The sequence below is a fragment of the Paenibacillus sp. FSL R5-0407 genome (assembly GCF_038009185.1).
Lineage (GTDB): Bacteria > Bacillota > Bacilli > Paenibacillales > Paenibacillaceae > Fontibacillus > Fontibacillus vini.
Map to the genome: position 1 here is coordinate 119934 of NZ_JBBPAX010000002.1, position 15080 is coordinate 135013.

15 protein-coding genes are annotated in these 15080 nt (G+C 51.8%); 6 read left to right on the forward strand and 9 right to left on the reverse strand.

Annotation, left to right across the window (positions count from 1 at the left end; all coding sequences use genetic code 11):
* Nucleotides 1-177: 177 nt before the first annotated feature.
* Complete coding sequence (locus tag NYE70_RS19960) at nucleotides 178-981, forward strand: Cof-type HAD-IIB family hydrolase (protein WP_213656019.1); 804 nt, start codon at nucleotides 178-180, stop codon at nucleotides 979-981.
* 89 nt (nucleotides 982-1070) lie between these two features.
* Here the strand turns inward: NYE70_RS19960 and NYE70_RS19965 are convergent, their stop codons facing one another.
* From NYE70_RS19965 to NYE70_RS19975, 3 genes are read right to left on the reverse strand one after another with little or no spacing between them, the layout of a single operon-like run.
* Nucleotides 1071-1883 (reverse strand): MBL fold metallo-hydrolase, encoded by an 813-nt coding sequence (locus tag NYE70_RS19965; RefSeq protein ID WP_341047726.1) that lies wholly within the window; start codon nucleotides 1881-1883, stop codon nucleotides 1071-1073.
* A 47-nt stretch (nucleotides 1884-1930) separates the two neighbouring features.
* Nucleotides 1931-2761, reverse strand: coding sequence for an anti-sigma factor (locus NYE70_RS19970; protein ID WP_341047728.1), 831 nt, complete (start codon nucleotides 2759-2761; stop codon nucleotides 1931-1933).
* Nucleotides 2739-3332 carry an RNA polymerase sigma factor gene (locus tag NYE70_RS19975; RefSeq protein WP_341047730.1) on the reverse strand — a complete coding sequence of 198 codons (594 nt, stop codon included), beginning with the start codon at nucleotides 3330-3332 and terminating at the stop codon, nucleotides 2739-2741. Before NYE70_RS19975 ends, NYE70_RS19970 begins: the two co-directional genes overlap by 23 nt.
* A gap of 296 nt (nucleotides 3333-3628) precedes the next feature.
* On the opposite strand from NYE70_RS19975, the gene NYE70_RS19980 reads away from it, so the two are divergent.
* From NYE70_RS19980 to NYE70_RS19990, 3 genes are all read left to right on the forward strand, one after another.
* On the forward strand, nucleotides 3629-4789 hold the full coding sequence (locus NYE70_RS19980) for a COG1470 family protein (protein WP_341047731.1): 1161 nt from the start codon (nucleotides 3629-3631) through the stop codon (nucleotides 4787-4789).
* A 47-nt stretch (nucleotides 4790-4836) separates the two neighbouring features.
* A complete protein-coding gene (locus tag NYE70_RS19985) occupies nucleotides 4837-5793 on the forward strand; it encodes an ABC transporter ATP-binding protein (RefSeq protein ID WP_341048937.1) in 957 nt (318 codons plus the stop codon).
* 113 nt (nucleotides 5794-5906) lie between these two features.
* Nucleotides 5907-6848, forward strand: a complete 942-nt coding sequence (locus NYE70_RS19990) for an ABC transporter permease (RefSeq protein WP_341048938.1) — start codon at nucleotides 5907-5909, stop codon at nucleotides 6846-6848.
* A gap of 73 nt (nucleotides 6849-6921) precedes the next feature.
* Here the strand turns inward: NYE70_RS19990 and NYE70_RS19995 are convergent, their stop codons facing one another.
* Nucleotides 6922-7986, reverse strand: a complete 1065-nt coding sequence (locus NYE70_RS19995; protein WP_341047733.1) for a sulfate/molybdate ABC transporter ATP-binding protein — start codon at nucleotides 7984-7986, stop codon at nucleotides 6922-6924.
* 220 nt (nucleotides 7987-8206) lie between these two features.
* On the opposite strand from NYE70_RS19995, the gene NYE70_RS20000 reads away from it, so the two are divergent.
* The gene (locus NYE70_RS20000) at nucleotides 8207-8608 is read left to right on the forward strand and encodes a secondary thiamine-phosphate synthase enzyme YjbQ (RefSeq protein WP_211021877.1); all 402 of its coding nucleotides are present in this window, start codon (nucleotides 8207-8209) and stop codon (nucleotides 8606-8608) included.
* 174 nt (nucleotides 8609-8782) lie between these two features.
* On the opposite strand, the gene NYE70_RS20005 is transcribed toward NYE70_RS20000, so the two are convergent.
* The 3 genes from NYE70_RS20005 to NYE70_RS20015 form a co-directional block, all read right to left on the reverse strand.
* Nucleotides 8783-9379 (reverse strand): TetR/AcrR family transcriptional regulator, encoded by a 597-nt coding sequence (locus NYE70_RS20005; RefSeq protein ID WP_211021875.1) that lies wholly within the window; start codon nucleotides 9377-9379, stop codon nucleotides 8783-8785.
* Between the two features lie 5 nt (nucleotides 9380-9384).
* Complete coding sequence (locus tag NYE70_RS20010) at nucleotides 9385-10017, reverse strand: YigZ family protein (RefSeq protein ID WP_341047736.1); 633 nt, start codon at nucleotides 10015-10017, stop codon at nucleotides 9385-9387.
* 103 nt (nucleotides 10018-10120) lie between these two features.
* A complete protein-coding gene (locus NYE70_RS20015) occupies nucleotides 10121-11476 on the reverse strand; it encodes a glucose-6-phosphate isomerase (protein ID WP_211021871.1) in 1356 nt (451 codons plus the stop codon).
* A 180-nt stretch (nucleotides 11477-11656) separates the two neighbouring features.
* On the opposite strand from NYE70_RS20015, the gene NYE70_RS20020 reads away from it, so the two are divergent.
* On the forward strand, nucleotides 11657-12553 hold the full coding sequence (locus NYE70_RS20020) for an NAD(P)-dependent oxidoreductase (protein ID WP_341047738.1): 897 nt from the start codon (nucleotides 11657-11659) through the stop codon (nucleotides 12551-12553).
* A gap of 144 nt (nucleotides 12554-12697) precedes the next feature.
* On the opposite strand, the gene ppnP is transcribed toward NYE70_RS20020, so the two are convergent.
* A complete protein-coding gene (gene ppnP, locus NYE70_RS20025) occupies nucleotides 12698-13021 on the reverse strand; it encodes a pyrimidine/purine nucleoside phosphorylase (RefSeq protein ID WP_211021868.1) in 324 nt (107 codons plus the stop codon).
* Nucleotides 13022-13055: 34 nt separating this feature from the next.
* Nucleotides 13056-15080, reverse strand: coding sequence for a transketolase (gene tkt, locus NYE70_RS20030; RefSeq protein ID WP_213656012.1), 2025 nt, complete (start codon nucleotides 15078-15080; stop codon nucleotides 13056-13058).

Genomic DNA, 15080 nt, shown 5'->3' on the forward strand with positions numbered 1-15080 from the left:
GTTTTTGAGGGGCGCCAGGCTTGATTTTGCCTCGGTTGATATGATGTGCATGTATTTTTGCGGGAATGACCATTCGCGGAATTGAAATCTGAGCCTTGTGAGGTACAATAGAAGCAGTTGAATTTTTTAGAGACAGAAGGATGAAAGCCGCTTTCGTCCCGAAAAGGAGAGAACACATTGTATAAACTCATTGCAATCGACATCGACGATACACTGATTAATGATGACAAAGAAGTAACCCCTGCCACACAACAGGCGCTGGAGCAGGCCGTAGCGAAAGGGGCCGTCGTCACTCTGGCAACCGGACGGGCTTACGCCTCGGCCCAGGCGATCGCCCGCCAAACCGGACTGAACGTTCCTATCATTACTTATCAAGGCGCGCTGGTCAAAAATCTTCTGGACGAGCAAGTGCTGTACGAGCGTTATGTTCCGAAGGATGCTGCGCAGAAGCTGTTTGAATATTGCATCGAGCATAATCTGCATCTGCAAACCTATATCGACGACAAGCTTTACGCCCGCGAAGAAAACCAAAAAATTATCGACTATACGGACCTGAACAAAACCAAATATTATATCGAACCGGACTTTTCCAAACTCGTCGCCCAGCCGACGCCGAAAATGCTCATCATCGACGATCCGGACTACCTGGACGAAATCGCTCCTGTGCTTCGCGAACTGCTCGGCAACGGCGTACACATTACCAAATCGAAGCCGCAATTCCTTGAAATTATGCATCATGAGGGAACCAAAGGCCATGCGCTGAAATTCCTCGCCGACCATTTCGGCTGCGATCTTTCGGAGTGCATCGCGATCGGGGATTCCTGGAACGACCATGAGATGCTGGAGGCCGCCGGTCTCGGCGTCGCCATGGGCAATGCCATCCCGGCGCTGAAAGAAATCGCCGACTATGTCACGGCAAGCAACAACGAGGATGGCGTCAAGCACGTCATCGACAAGTTTGTACTTGGTACTGAAGCATAAACACCATACGCAACGAACAAAAAGACTTCGGATATCACCCGACCGGTGATACTCGAAGTCTTTTTCAATTCTTAATGTGATTGCCGTTTTTACCGGAGCAAAACGGTCTGCCCTGTCCGTGCGTATTCCACACCTTCCGGCAAGCCGTAATCCCGCCGCAGGTCAATGTCATGAGACATATGTGTAAAAATCGTCCGCTTCGGTTTTATTTCCTGCAAAAGCTCAAGCGCTTCTTTTACGTCATACACCGAACGGGTGGAGAATTCTGCGGTTTCATGGTAAAAGCTTGTACCCAGTACCAGCAGATCCAATTCGGCCAACAGCCCGCGCTGCTCGGGGGGAAGGGCAATCGAATCCGAACAGTAGGCCCAAACGAAGCCGTCCTTCTCCAGTCGATACGCATAGGAGTAGCCATTCTTGCCGTGGTTTACTTTCCATCCGCGGATGCTCCAACCCGCCAAAGTAACTCCCTGATCCACGGTATGCAAATCGAGATTCCGGTCCAGCCACGGATACTGCCGCAATATCGTATCCAGCACCTCTTGCGGCGCATACAACTGTCCTTTCCGATCCAGCCAGCGGCAGGCGTCAGCCCATTCCGGCAAACCGCCGATATGGTCGAAATGCGCATGTGTCACCAACACTTGACCCGCGAAGCGCTGTTCCCGCCTTTCCATCGCACTGCGCCAATCCGGGCCGCAATCAATCAGGAACCCTTCCTCTTCGCCAAACGGGAACGGGTTCCCTTGATTCTCGTCAACCCGCTCCCCTTCAACCGCTACCAGAGAACGGTATCGACGGTTTACCCCGCCCTTTCTCGCCTCTTCACATATGGCGCAACCGCAATATACTCTCGGCACGCCCATGGCGTCTCCCGTTCCAAGAAAAACAAGCTGTTCCAATTCGTATCCGTCCTCTCTGTCTATAGCAAAGTTGCCGAAGCCGGACTCTATTCTAATTCCCGTCCGTTCAGGTCCACAGAAAACATAACCTGCTGCAATCTTGTCGATGGACCGCCCTCTTTTGACTCAATTGTCAGTATTATATTGTCGGCCTCATCCAGAACATCCCTGTCTTTCACGTACAAATGCGCACGATAAGCATGATACTGCAGCAGCCCCAGACTATCGCGGCTTCCAGCCTTGACGGCCCAGACATGAACCACTTGGTCCTCCGCCGGCACAAGGCCCCCCACCAGCATCAGCATCTCCCTGGAATTCTCATTATACCAGACGACGCCGGCCTCCGGCTCGGGCCGCCCCCAATCCATCGGGTATGAAATGCTGTCGGGTCTCTGCATCACCGATATGGCTGACGGCTCGTAACGTTCCACGTAATTTCCCCAGGATTCATCGTTATGCAGCCCGGTCCGGAAAATCCATCCGACAAAGATGAGCAGTATGAACGCTCCGGTGAGCAGGGCTCCGCCTTTGAAACGAACGGCAAGCAGATTTTTGGCCGCAGAGCGAATCCTGGTAAGATAAACCCGCCGGCGCAGCCTGCGATGAAGCGATTCGGAAAGCAGGACATTTGTGCAGGAATCCGGGCCATTCGATAAATCTGTTGTGGTGTCCGGAGATACAAGAGGCTCCCAAGCTTCGCAGATCTCTCTGCAGCACGGACAGGCTGACAAATGAGCCTCCATCTCCGCTCGGCGGGCCTCTCCTCCAAGTCCCATTAACCAATCGATCCATTCTTCCTCGGAAAAGGACTTCAAGCAAGAGGAACCGCTTCGGTTTTCTCCCGTTGTCATGAAGTTATATTGAACCATCCTGTCCATGCCGCTTCCCTCCTTCCGACGAACCGTTCCAGCCTTGCTGTTCCAACTGCCTGCGCAGATTCACTAGCCCGTAGCGAATCCATGATTTTACCGTGCCGATCGGAACGTTCCAGGCTTCGGCCATTTGCCTCTGTGTTTGCAGCGAATAATACGATCCTACAATCGCCTTCTTTTGGGTATCCGGCAGCCCGTGAATCGCCGTCCGCAACGCTTCCTGCTCCAGCCGGGACAGGATGTGATCCTCGCCGGAAGGATCGGCCTTTCCTAACTCCTCCGCGATCGGCGCGACTCGCTGCCTCCGCCGCAGCCTGTCCAGGCAGCGGCTTCTCGTTTTTACCGCAAGCCAGGCTCGGATAGAACCGCGTGCCGGGTCGTAATCCTTGCCTCTCCGAAGTACCTCCAGGAATACTTCATGACAAATATCCTCCGCCTCCATCTTCTCCCCGAGCAGCCGAAGCGCTACCTGCATGATAAATGGCGCATAGGCACTGTAAAACAAATCGAAAGCTTCAACCGATCCATCGCACATCTCCCGCAGCGAAATCGCCATTTCTTCATCATGCGGGTCCATGACTCCTTCCCTCCCGTACTTGACTCTTCCCTCTTTATCCTCGTTTTACCAAAAACGAAGGCGTTTGAAAACCCCGAATTTTTTTTTCGTTTCTGTAAATCCAAAACCTTCTCTCGTTCGTATCACTTATGAAACCGGCAATGAGAACAAGACGTTTCCGGTATGAAATTGACTTTTCGGCAGGCGATTAAAACGAGGGGCCCATCGTTGTTGCGCCGTCAGAAGCCGAGGCAGATACCGGGTAACGAGCTTGTCGATTGCCTTCAGATTATCGATTCAAGGAGGAGAATACCCAGATGGTACTTTCTTTCAGAAAAGCGGCGTTCCTGCTGCTAACTTTGCTCACTACGCTCTCTGTCGGCGCTTATTTCGGACCTTCCAAAGCTTCGGCGGCAGGCGCACTTGAACTGTACACCCCTTATCTGGAATGGTCCGCCGCTCCCGGCGAATCCGTGTCCTATTCGATCGACGTCATTAACCGGGGTGCGGCGACGGCTTCCGCAGCTCTGTCGCTCGATACGGCATCCACCGGCTGGAAATACAGCTTATCTGCCGGAGGCCGGGATATTTCCCGCATTGCCGTAAAACCGGGAGATACGCAAAGTGTCAACCTGGAACTGGAAGTTCCGCTGCAAATCGATAAAGGGCGCTACGCCTTTAAAATAAAAGCCGATGATGCTACCCTTCCGCTCATCGTGAACGTTTTCGAGCAAGGCACCTTCAAAACCGAACTGACGGTGGACCAAGCCAACATGGAGGGGCATTCGGACTCGACCTTTACTTACAGCGCGGTTCTAAAAAACCGCACGACAAAGAAACAAACCTATGCCTTGAGCGCACAGGCCGATATGGGCTGGGATGTCAGATTCAAAGCGGATGGCAACAGCGTTACCTCGGTCGAGGTAGAGCCTAACACGGAGAAATCAATTACCGTTGAGGTAAAACCGCCGGAGCAAGTTTCAGCGGAAACCTACAAAATCCCCATTGCAGCATCCAGCGGGGAAACTACGGCAAATGCCGAACTGGAAGCCGTAATTACCGGCACCTATGAAATGCAGTTTACAACAAAAAACAATCTGCTCAGTACCGACATTAAAGCGGGCGGGGAGCGAAAGCTGGATTTTATTGTGCAAAACACCGGCTCGGCGGAACTTCAGGATATCTCCTTCTCTTCGAACGCCCCTACGGGTTGGGAGGTATCATTTGAACCGTCCAATATCACGTCCGTAGCACCCGGAGAGAGCAAGCAGGTGCAGGCCATTATCAAATCAAGCGGCAAATCGCTGGCTGGAGACTATGTCGTTAATTTAAACGCCTCCACCTCGGGAAAAAGCTCGAGCGCGGATCTGAGAGTCACCGTCAAATCATCCGTACTATGGGGATGGATAGGGATTCTGATCATTGTAGCCGTCATTGCGGGAATCTATTATCTATTCCGGAAATTCGGGAGAAGGTAAGCATGAAAACCATCCATACACAAACAAACTCCGTTAGCTCAAACGGTATGATTTCAGGGACACCTTCGGGAATGCCGGTCATCGAGCTTACCAAGCTTACCAAGAAATACGGTGAACATATCGCAGTGGACCGTTTGGACCTGAACATTGCAAAAGGTGAGATTTTCGGCTTGCTTGGACCTAACGGAGCGGGGAAAACGACGACGATTCTCATGATGCTCGGTCTGACCGAACCTACTGACGGGCAGGCGAAGATCTGCGGCCATGATCCCGCCAGGGAGGCGCTCCAGGTGAAGCGGAAAGTCGGTTATCTTCCCGATGATGTCGGTTTTTACGAGGATAGGACAGCACTGGATAATTTGGTCTATACTGCCCGCCTGAACGGGCTGCCTCAGTCGGAATCGACCGAGCGGGCGTTTTCGCTGCTGGAAAGGACCGGTCTGGCCGCCAGTGCGGGCAAAAAAGTCGGCGCCTTTTCCCGGGGTATGCGGCAGCGGCTTGGTCTGGCCGATGTCCTGATTAAAAACCCGGAGGTCATCATTCTTGACGAACCGACCCTGGGGATCGACCCGGAAGGTGTACGCGAACTGTTGGAGCTCATCTCTTCCCTTAGCCGGGACGAAGGACTGACCGTGCTGTTATCCTCGCACCATCTTCACCAGGTTCAGCAAATTTGCGACCGGGTCGGCCTGTTCGTGAAAGGCAGACTTATCGCGGCCGGAGATATCCCGTCCCTGTCGAAAGCTCTGAACGAGGACGGCCTGATCCAGATTGAGGTAGGGACGGCGCATTGGACAGACCAACTGGTTCATCGTTTGTCCGAACTGGAAGGCGTACAATCCATCTCTCGTAACAATGAAATTCTGACCGTTGTTTGCGATCGTGATCTTACGCCAAAAATTGCAGAGATCGTAATCGGAGAAGAAGCGGAACTTACCTATCTTCGTCGTAAAGAATACGGCCTGGACGATATCTATCATCGTTACTTTGAAAGGGAGGGATAACGATGACGATAAATTGGCTGCAGATTAAGCAAAAAATCGAGGTTTTGTTTAATATCGTTTCTACCGGACCCGCCCAAGCTCGTGAACCGGGCTCTTCCTCTTCTTTTTGGGTCATGGTAAAAAAAGAAATCGGCGATCACATTCGCAGTTGGCGGTTCGGCATCCTCATCGGAATCATCATCCTTGCCTGCGTCGGGTCCATCTATTCCGCCGTCACGGCCATCCAGGACGGCACCCTGGACAAAACAGGAAATGGAGAATCCTTTCTGTTTTTAAGGATGTTCACTCTGACGAGTTCCAGTTTGGCCGTACCGTCGTTCGCCACATTTTTGTCCTGGCTGGGCCCGCTGCTCGGCATCGCACTAGGCTTCGACGCCGTGAATTCGGAACGGAACAAAGGAACCTTGGGTCGCCTACTGTCGCAGCCGATATACCGTGACGATTTCATTATCGCAAAGTTCATTTCGTCCTTATTCTTGATCTTCATCGTCGTGTTCTCTCTCGGCTTTCTCGTCATGGGACTCAGCTTATTGACGATCGGCTATCCTCCTTCGCCGGAAGAATTCTGCCGAATCGTGCTCTTCCTTGTGATCGCGGTCATCTATATCGGCTTCTGGCTAAACTTGTCCATCCTGTTCTCGATCCGTTTCCGCCAAGCAGCGACTTCAGCCTTGTCGTCCATTGCGGTCTGGCTATTCTTTACAATCTTTTACGGCATGATCATCGGTATGATTAACAGCGCTACCGCGGTTTCCAGTACACAGCCGGACCCTGCCGCTCAGTTGCGTCAAATGAATCTCATTTTGACACTGAACCGGCTGTCCCCGACCGAGCTCTTCTCGGAAACCATTACGACGATGCTATCCCCCGGCATCCGGACGCTGGGACCGCTCACGATGGATCAGCTGGTTGGTGCTATTGCCAGCCCGCTGCCACTAGGGCAGAGCGTTATTCTTGTCTGGCCCCAATTGACAGGGCTGATCGCAGCAACGATCATCTGCTTCGGAATCTCCTACGCACTATTTATGCGCCAGGAAATTCGCGCAAGAGCTTAAATACAAAGAAAGGACCAAGCGGGCAATTTCTTACGCCTCCTTGGTCCTTTTATTCTAATATTAGTGTTCAATTTTAAATCATTACGCTGATCGGTCCGCCTTTCAGCGGGTTTTCGACGATCCAGCTTCTCTCTTCATTGAACAGATATGCCCGGTGTACCAGAACACGGACCTGCTGACCGGCCTTCAACGTTTCTTTCTCCAGCGAGCGGAACGTGGTCAGGGTGTGACCTCCGACTTCCACTTCTACCAGCCATTCGCTTCCGCGAAAGTGCAGATGCTTCACCACAGCCGGTTCGGTGGCAGATAGCAGAGTAAATTCATGCTCTGAACCTACTTCAAGGTATTCCGGACGGATCAATGCCTGCGTTTTGCCGTCTCCAGCTTCCGCTTCAAACCCTTTCAGGTCGGCCGCTCTTTCGACTAGCGTGGACTGCCCTACGAACGAAGCAACGAACGGAGTGTTCGGTTCCTTGTAAATATCCCACGGCGAGCCTTTCTGCTCTAAACGCCCTTCATTGATAATCATGATTTCATCCGCCACTTCGATCGCTTCATCCTGGTCATGCGTCACGAATATCGAAGTAATGCCGACGCGCTCAATTAATTCGCGCAGCCAGGAACGAAGCTCCTGGCGGATCTTCGCGTCAATCGCCGCAAAAGGCTCGTCTAACAGGAGCAATTGCGGCTCTGGAGCCAGCGCCCGAGCAAAAGCGACGCGTTGCCGCTGTCCGCCTGACAGCTGGTGGGGATAGCGCTTCTCGAAGCCTTTCAGCCCGGTCAGCTCCACCAGCTCCATGACGCGCTCCTGAATCCGGCTCTTCGTAGCCTTCTTGACTTGTAAACCGAAGGCGATGTTATCGAATACGGTCATGTGCTTAAACAACGCATAGCTTTGGAACACAAAGCCGATGCCGCGGTCCTGCGGTGCGAGCGCGTTGACCCGCTGTCCGTGAAACAGGATCTCGCCTGAATCCGGCTGTTCCAATCCGGCAAGCATCCGGAGAATGGATGTTTTCCCTCCGCCGCTCGGTCCGAGAAGCCCGATCAGTTGCCCTTTTTCAATCCCGAAGCTGACATCTTTTACCGCGTGAAAACTGCCGAAATGTTTATCCAAATTCCGTACTTCCACATGCATGGGAGAGCCACTTCCTTTCGCCTGCTTATCATATATACTTAAATTTATTTATTCTTATATACTTACTTGGTTTTATGTTATAAAAACACTTTACCAAACCCGCTCGGATGCGTCAATAAATTTAAATATCCCCCTTCATGTTGGAGGTTCAGGCGACTATGGGTACAATACAGATATAGAAAGCTAAGTAAATCGGAAGACAAAGGAGAGCTTATCGCTTATGCTGCATACCGTGGAACTGTCAACGTCCAAGCGGGACGAAATGCGCGACATTACACGCGAAGTCATTTCGCTCGTTCATAAAAGCGGAGTTATAGACGGAGTTGTCGTTATCTATTGCCCGCATACGACAGCAGGCATCACCATTAATGAAAACGCCGATCCCGATGTCAAACATGACGTCCTTCTCAGGCTCGACGAAGTGTATCCCTGGAACCATCCGAAATACAAGCATGCGGAAGGAAACACGGCCTCCCATCTGAAAGCGATCACGACCGGTTCATCACAAACCGTAATCATTCATGAAGGAGAATTGATGCTGGGCCGCTGGCAGGGAATTTACTTTTGTGAATTTGACGGTCCCCGGCACCGCCAATACCTTGTCAAAATTATGGAAGGATAATAAAACAAAAGACGCGGATCTCCCTGGAGAAACGCGTCTTTGTTAATATGGGCAAATCCTGCAAAAGTTCATTATCACGAAATGGAAGTCCGTTACGTTATTATAGTAATGTAATAAAGGAGTACAGCTATGATAGTGTGAACGAGTAAAGTATGCGCGGAAAACAAAAACGTCTTATGACGTTAATCGGTAACTGCTTTGACTTAACATTTTGACGTGGGCAACGGCAGCGGGCATTATTTCTTCGAAGGTCAGGTGATCCTGAATGTAAAACGAGATAAATCCGTGTATTCCCAAAAACATACTAAGCGGAAGGGACGGATTGCTCTCAAGCGGGTGCCTTTCCTCTCTCAAAAAACCGCGGATAATCTTGTCAAACATATCAAAGCACTTGGCCTGCTCCGACTTGCAATATGCCAATATTTCTTCGTCCCTGAGCATAAACATGATTTCGTACTGATGCGGATGCTCCAGACCGAATTTGATGAATTCCAGCATCAGTTGTTCCGCTTTGGTCAAACCTTCGGTTGGCGGGCGTTTCGTCACCTGTTCGCATAACCGGGCCAGATGATTGAAATCCTGCACGACGATGGCATAGAACAATTCCGCTTTTTCCTTGAAATGATAGTAAAGAGAACCGTGGCTATAACCTAAATGCTGCCCGATGCTCCTCATGGAAATCCCGCGATATCCTTTCGTGATAAACAGATGTCTCGCGGCATCCATAATTCTTTCCCTCGACAATTCCTGCTCTACTGCTCTTCTAGCCATAGGCATTATTCCCCTTCAATAAAGTAAACCTTGTCACCTTCCGTCATTACAGCCTGCCCTTGCGTCATATCGGTCATCCAGTCTTTAAAGCTCTCCGTCTCTTCGTTGAGCGGCAGACAAAGCAATGTAACCTTGTCGGCAAACCCGGTTTCACCAGTGCGAATCCCCCGGTTTCTCAGCTCATTTTCGGCTTTTCCAAGCCAAGTGTAGTCCAACTCGACAAATACTTCGCGATGCAGTACGCGGGTGATAGATTCCCCCGCTTCGATGGCGGCAACGGCTCCGTCCGTATAGGCGCGGATCAACCCCCCCGCTCCCAGCATAATGCCTCCGAAATATCTCGTTACGACAATGGCAACATTCTTTAGACCCTGATTCCGGATCACTTCCAGGATCGGCTTGCCGGCCGTTCCGCTCGGTTCACCGTCATCCGACTGCTTCTGGATCTCGTCTCTTTCGCCGATCATATAGGCCGAGCAATTGTGGGTAGCATTCCAATGCCGCTTCTTAATCTCTTCGATAAAGCTGACGGCTTCTTCCTCTCTCTCCACCGGCATTACATGCCCGATAAATCTCGACTTCTTAATGACGATTTCCTTGTCTCCGGCTCTGCGAACCGTTTTGTAACGTTCCAACATATGACTCCATCCTTATGAATGTGCCAAGAAGCAGCCCAACCGGTTGACCCCGGTGAACTGCTTCCTGGCGGCTTTATTCCTGCCCTTGGTGAAAATAATACGATTATTCGGAAAGTCTCGCTTCAAGTTCCGCTTTTTCTTTCTCGTAACCCGGTTTGCCCAGCAAAGCGAACATGTTTTTCTTGTAAGCCTCTACGCCCGGTTGATCGAACGGATTGACGCCCATCATGTAACCGCTGATACCGCAGGCCTTTTCAAAGAAGTATACCAGATAACCGAAGGAATATGGAGTCAAATCAGGAACATTGACTACCAAATTCGGCACCTGTCCGTCGGTATGCGCCAACAAAGTGCCTTGGAAAGCCTTCTTGTTGACGAAATCCAATGTTTTGCCTTCCAGGAAGTTCAATCCGTCGAGGTCGGCCGGATCGGATTCGATCGTAATATGGCTTGGAACTTCGGTCACTTGGATGACGGTTTCGAAGATATTCCGATTACCTTCCTGAATGAATTGTCCCATGGAGTGCAAGTCGGTCGAGAAGTCGACGGCTGCCGGGAAAATACCCTTGTAGTCTTTGCCTTCGCTCTCGCCGAAAAGTTGTTTCCACCATTCCGATACATAATGCAGGGAAGGCTCGTAATTGACGAGAATTTCCGTTACTTTACCTTTGCGGTACAATGCGTTGCGGACCGCAGCATATTGATAGCTTGCGTTCTCCGCCAGATTCGGATTGCTGAATTCTTTGGCCGCGTCAGCCGCGCCCTGCATCATATCTTCAATGCTGATGCCTGCAGTGGCAATCGGCAACAGGCCTACTGCTGTCAATACGGAGTAGCGTCCGCCCACGTCGTCCGGAATTACGAACGTTTCGTAGCCTTCTTCGTTCGAAAGCTTTTTGAGCGCGCCCTTCTCCTGGTCGGTCGTTGCATAGATCCGTTTACGAGCTTCTTCCTTACCGTATTTCTTCTCCAGCGCTGCGCGGAAAATACGGAATGCGATTGCCGGCTCCGTCGTCGTACCCGATTTGGAGATGACGTTGACCGAGAAATCCTTGCCTTCGATAAGGTCGAGCAAATGATTCACGTAAGTGGAGCTGATGTTGTTGCCCGCAAAGTAAATTTCCGGAGTTTTGCGTTTATCCTTCGGAAGCATGTTGTAGAACGAGTGAGAGAGCGATTCGATCGCTGCGCGAGCGCCGAGGTAAGAACCGCCGATACCGATCACGATCAGCACTTCGGAATCGCTTTGAATTTTGGCCGCCGCTTTCTGAATACGGGCGAATTCTTCTTTATCATATGCCGTAGGGAGATCGATCCAACCCCGGAAATCGGAGCCGGCGCCTGTCCCATTATGTAATTGTTCATGAGCCGCACGGACTTGGGCTTCCAAGTTATCCACTTCGTGCTGCCCTACAAATTGCAAAGCTTTGCTGTAATCAAACGTCACTTTTTTAGACATGTTGAAAAATACCTCCATCTATTTATTTAAGACTCACTGCCTATCCTTGGACAACCATTGTAACAACTTGTAACTAGGATACTGTAAATTTCCAGCGAAAACAAGGCGCAATGTGCAGGTTTCCGGCCTGCATGGTAAAATAATTAAATGCTGTTCAATTCTTTTTAGAAGGTGACTACTTTGAAAAAAATCGGTTTTATCGGATTGGGAACGATGGGTGCTCCAATGGCCGCTAATTTACTCAAGCAAGGCTTTGAGGTTACCGTATATAACCGGACGGCGGCAAAATGCGAGCCGCTGGCTAAACTCGGCGCAGCGGTCGCCTCAACCCCGAAGAAGGCAGCGTCCGGCGCAGAGACGGTCATTACGATGGTCAGCAACGATGCTTCCATCGCAGCTGTTTATGAAGGCGCAGACGGCGTGTTGGCCGGACTTAAGCCCGGCACGACGGTGATCGACTGCAGTACGATCTCGCCCGCGCTTGTGAAGAAGCTGGCCGGTCTGGTCGTTGACCTCGGAGGCGTCTTCCTTGATGCCCCTGTGACCGGCAGTTCTCCGGCCGCCATCGACGGCAGCCTCGTCTTCATGGTCGGCGGTGATGCCGAAGTTCTCGCCAACGAGATGGACATTTTTGACTGCCTCGGCAAAAAAGTTCTCCATATGGGCGAGAACGGCACCGGAGCAGTCGCCAAGCTTGCGCACAATACGATCGTTGGCATCAACAACCTGGCGCTCGCCGAAGGCTTCTCCATCGCGGCGAAATCCGGATTGCCGGCAGACCGCTTCCTCGAGCTCGTCCAGCTTGGCTCGGCCGGCAGCAAAGCCGCCGAACTGAAGGGGCGCAAAATCATCGAGCATGACTTCACCAACCAGTTCTCGCTTGCACTGATGCTGAAGGATCTGAAGCTCGCCTCCTCGCTTACGGACGGAGCAAACATTCCTTCTCCGATGCTGAACCTGGCCAAAAGCTTGTTTCAGGCAGGGCAGACCGAAGGCTTCGGGGACGAAGACCTGTCTGCCGTTGTCAAGATTTACGAAGCCTGGATCGGCCAAAAGATCGGCGATCGTCAGCAATAGTTTTCCTGTTATTTTGAAACACGTTTTAGAAAAGGCAGGTACAGCGCTCAGCTTGTACCTGCCTTTTGATGTATTAGAACTTGATCGAGATAATCGAAGCCAGGCAATGAGCCGGCATCAAGCCGATAGACCGGCCTGATGCATTTAAGCCCCTGATCCGTAGGAGCAGCAGTAATCCGTTACGCTGCGGACTTCCAGCTTGAAGGAAGCATTGGCGGGCACGGTGAACGTGCCGCGGCCGCTGATTTCCCTCCAAAGCGTTTCGCCCGGAAGCAGAACCTTGAGGTCGCCGGACAAAATGTCCATCACTTCAAGCGAGTCCGTCCCGAATTCGTACTCTCCGGGAAGCATGATCCCGAGTGTAATTTTGCTGCCGTCCGGAAGCCATACGCTCCGGCTCGTTACTTTGCCGTCAAAATAAATGTTGGCGGCTTTGTCTACAGTTACATTTTTCAATTGCTGCTCCACGTTTCCCGCTCCCCTCAACGGTAAATCGAATCCCTTACTTCAATTGATCCTTCACATGTTTCACTACATTTTCAACAGTGAATCCGTATTCTTCGATCACTTTGTCCCCAGGCGCGGAAGCCCCGAAGATGTCGATGCCGATGACGGAACCCTTCTCGCCTGCGTAACGCTCCCAACCGAACGGATGCGCCATTTCCACGGCAACGCGAGCTTTGACTTCCGGCAGAATGACGGAATCCTTGTAAGCCTGATCCTGTTTGTCGAACAGATCCCAGCTTGGCAAGCTGATAACGCGCACGTGAATGCCTTCTTCAGCCAATGCCGCTTGAGCTTTCACAGCAAGTTGTACTTCAGAGCCTGTAGCGATGATTTGCGCTACCGGTTTGCCGTCCTTCGCATCGGATACCACATAGCCGCCGCGTTTGATGCCTTCGCGAGCAAGCTCGGCTGTTTTCTCCAGAATCGGCAGGTTTTGACGAGTCAGCACCAGTGCTACAGGGTTGGATTGGTTCTCAACCGCATAAGCCCAGGCAGCCGAAGTCTCGTTGCCGTCTGCAGGACGGATGACCGTCAGACCAGGAATGATGCGCAGGGAAGCAAGCTGCTCGATCGGTTCGTGAGTCGGGCCGTCTTCACCTACAGCGATACTGTCATGCGTAAGCACGTAAGTTACCGGCAGCTTCATGATCGAAGCCAGACGAACGGCCGGACGCAGGTAGTCCGTAAATACGAAGAACGTGCCGCCGAATACTTTGAGTCCGCTGTGGAGGGCAATCCCGTTCATCGCAGCAGCCATACCGAATTCGCGAACCCCGAAATACAGGTTGCGACCTTCGCGGCTTTGCGCCGTGTAAACAGGGAGACCCTTCAGGTGCGTCATTGTGGAGCTTTCCAAGTCAGCGGATCCGCCGAGAAGCTGCGGTACGCCGCCAGTCAAACCGTTCAGTGCATTACCGGAAGCCACGCGAGTCGAAACCGCTTTGTCTTCGGCGCTGTATTTCGGAAGATCCTTGTCCCAGCCGGCAGGAAGCTCGCCAGCTACCGCTTTTTCGAATTGAGCGGCAAGTTCAGGGTATTCCGCTTTATATTTAGCGAATGTTTCGTCCCAAGCCTTGTTTGCAGCGATGCCGCGTTCCTTCACTTTTGCAAAGTGTTCGCGCACTTCTTCAGGCACATAGAAATCTTCTTCATAGACCCATTTGTAGAATTCCTTCGTCAGCTTCGCTTCGTCAGCGCCGAGCGGGGAGCCGTGCGTACCGCCATGGCCGCCTTTACCTTGCTTGTTCGGGCTTCCGTAACCGATAACCGTCTTCACTTCGATCAGAGTCGGACGGTCGGTGTCGCGTTTGCCCTCTTCGATTGCGGCTTGGATAGCATCCAGATCGTTGCCGTCTTCAACGCGCAGCGTTTGCCAGCCATAAGCTTCAAAACGTTGTCTTACGTTCTCGGAGAAGCTGAGGTTCAATTCGCCGTCCAGCGAGATATCGTTGGAGTCATACAGGAAGATGAGTTTGCCAAGTTTCAGATGACCAGCAAGGGAAGCTGCTTCGCTTGCTACGCCTTCCATCAAATCGCCGTCACCGCAAATGCCGTAAGTATAATGGTCGATCACTTTCAGATCGCCCTTGTTGTAAGTTGCCGCAAGCTGGGTTTCGGCCATTGCCATACCGACAGCCATGGCGATCCCTTGGCCGAGTGGACCAGTAGTAGCGTCAACGCCAGCCGTATGTCCGAATTCCGGATGGCCCGGCGTTAAGCTGCCCCATTGACGGAACTGCTTGAGCTCCTCCATAGGGAGATCGTAACCGGACAAATGAAGCAGGCTGTATAGCAGCATGGAACCGTGTCCTGCGGACAATACGAAACGGTCGCGGTTAATCCATGTCGGATGGTCTGGGTTATGGTTCATCGTTTTGGCGAACAGTTGGTACCCCATCGGTGCCGAACCCATCGGCATGCCGGGGTGGCCGGATTTCGCTTTTTCGATCGCATCGATCGCAAGGGTACGGATCGTGGTGATCGACAAATTTTCAATGGTGTTGTTGTCTGACAATGGCAT

Coding starts and splice junctions, on each gene's coding strand:
- NYE70_RS19970 (WP_341047728.1), bottom strand. CDS start 2,761: ATGGACAGGATGGTTCAATATAACTTCATGACAACGGGAGAAAACCGA.
- NYE70_RS19975 (WP_341047730.1), bottom strand. CDS start 3,332: ATGGACCCGCATGATGAAGAAATGGCGATTTCGCTGCGGGAGATGTGC.
- NYE70_RS19980 (WP_341047731.1), top strand. CDS start 3,629: ATGGTACTTTCTTTCAGAAAAGCGGCGTTCCTGCTGCTAACTTTGCTC.
- NYE70_RS19985 (WP_341048937.1), top strand. CDS start 4,837: ATGATTTCAGGGACACCTTCGGGAATGCCGGTCATCGAGCTTACCAAG.
- NYE70_RS19990 (WP_341048938.1), top strand. CDS start 5,907: ATGGTAAAAAAAGAAATCGGCGATCACATTCGCAGTTGGCGGTTCGGC.
- NYE70_RS19995 (WP_341047733.1), bottom strand. CDS start 7,986: ATGCATGTGGAAGTACGGAATTTGGATAAACATTTCGGCAGTTTTCAC.
- NYE70_RS20000 (WP_211021877.1), top strand. CDS start 8,207: ATGCTGCATACCGTGGAACTGTCAACGTCCAAGCGGGACGAAATGCGC.
- NYE70_RS20005 (WP_211021875.1), bottom strand. CDS start 9,379: ATGGCTAGAAGAGCAGTAGAGCAGGAATTGTCGAGGGAAAGAATTATG.
- NYE70_RS20010 (WP_341047736.1), bottom strand. CDS start 10,017: ATGTTGGAACGTTACAAAACGGTTCGCAGAGCCGGAGACAAGGAAATC.
- NYE70_RS20015 (WP_211021871.1), bottom strand. CDS start 11,476: ATGTCTAAAAAAGTGACGTTTGATTACAGCAAAGCTTTGCAATTTGTA.
- tkt (WP_213656012.1), bottom strand. CDS start 15,080: ATGCCATTGTCAGACAACAACACCATTGAAAATTTGTCGATCACCACG.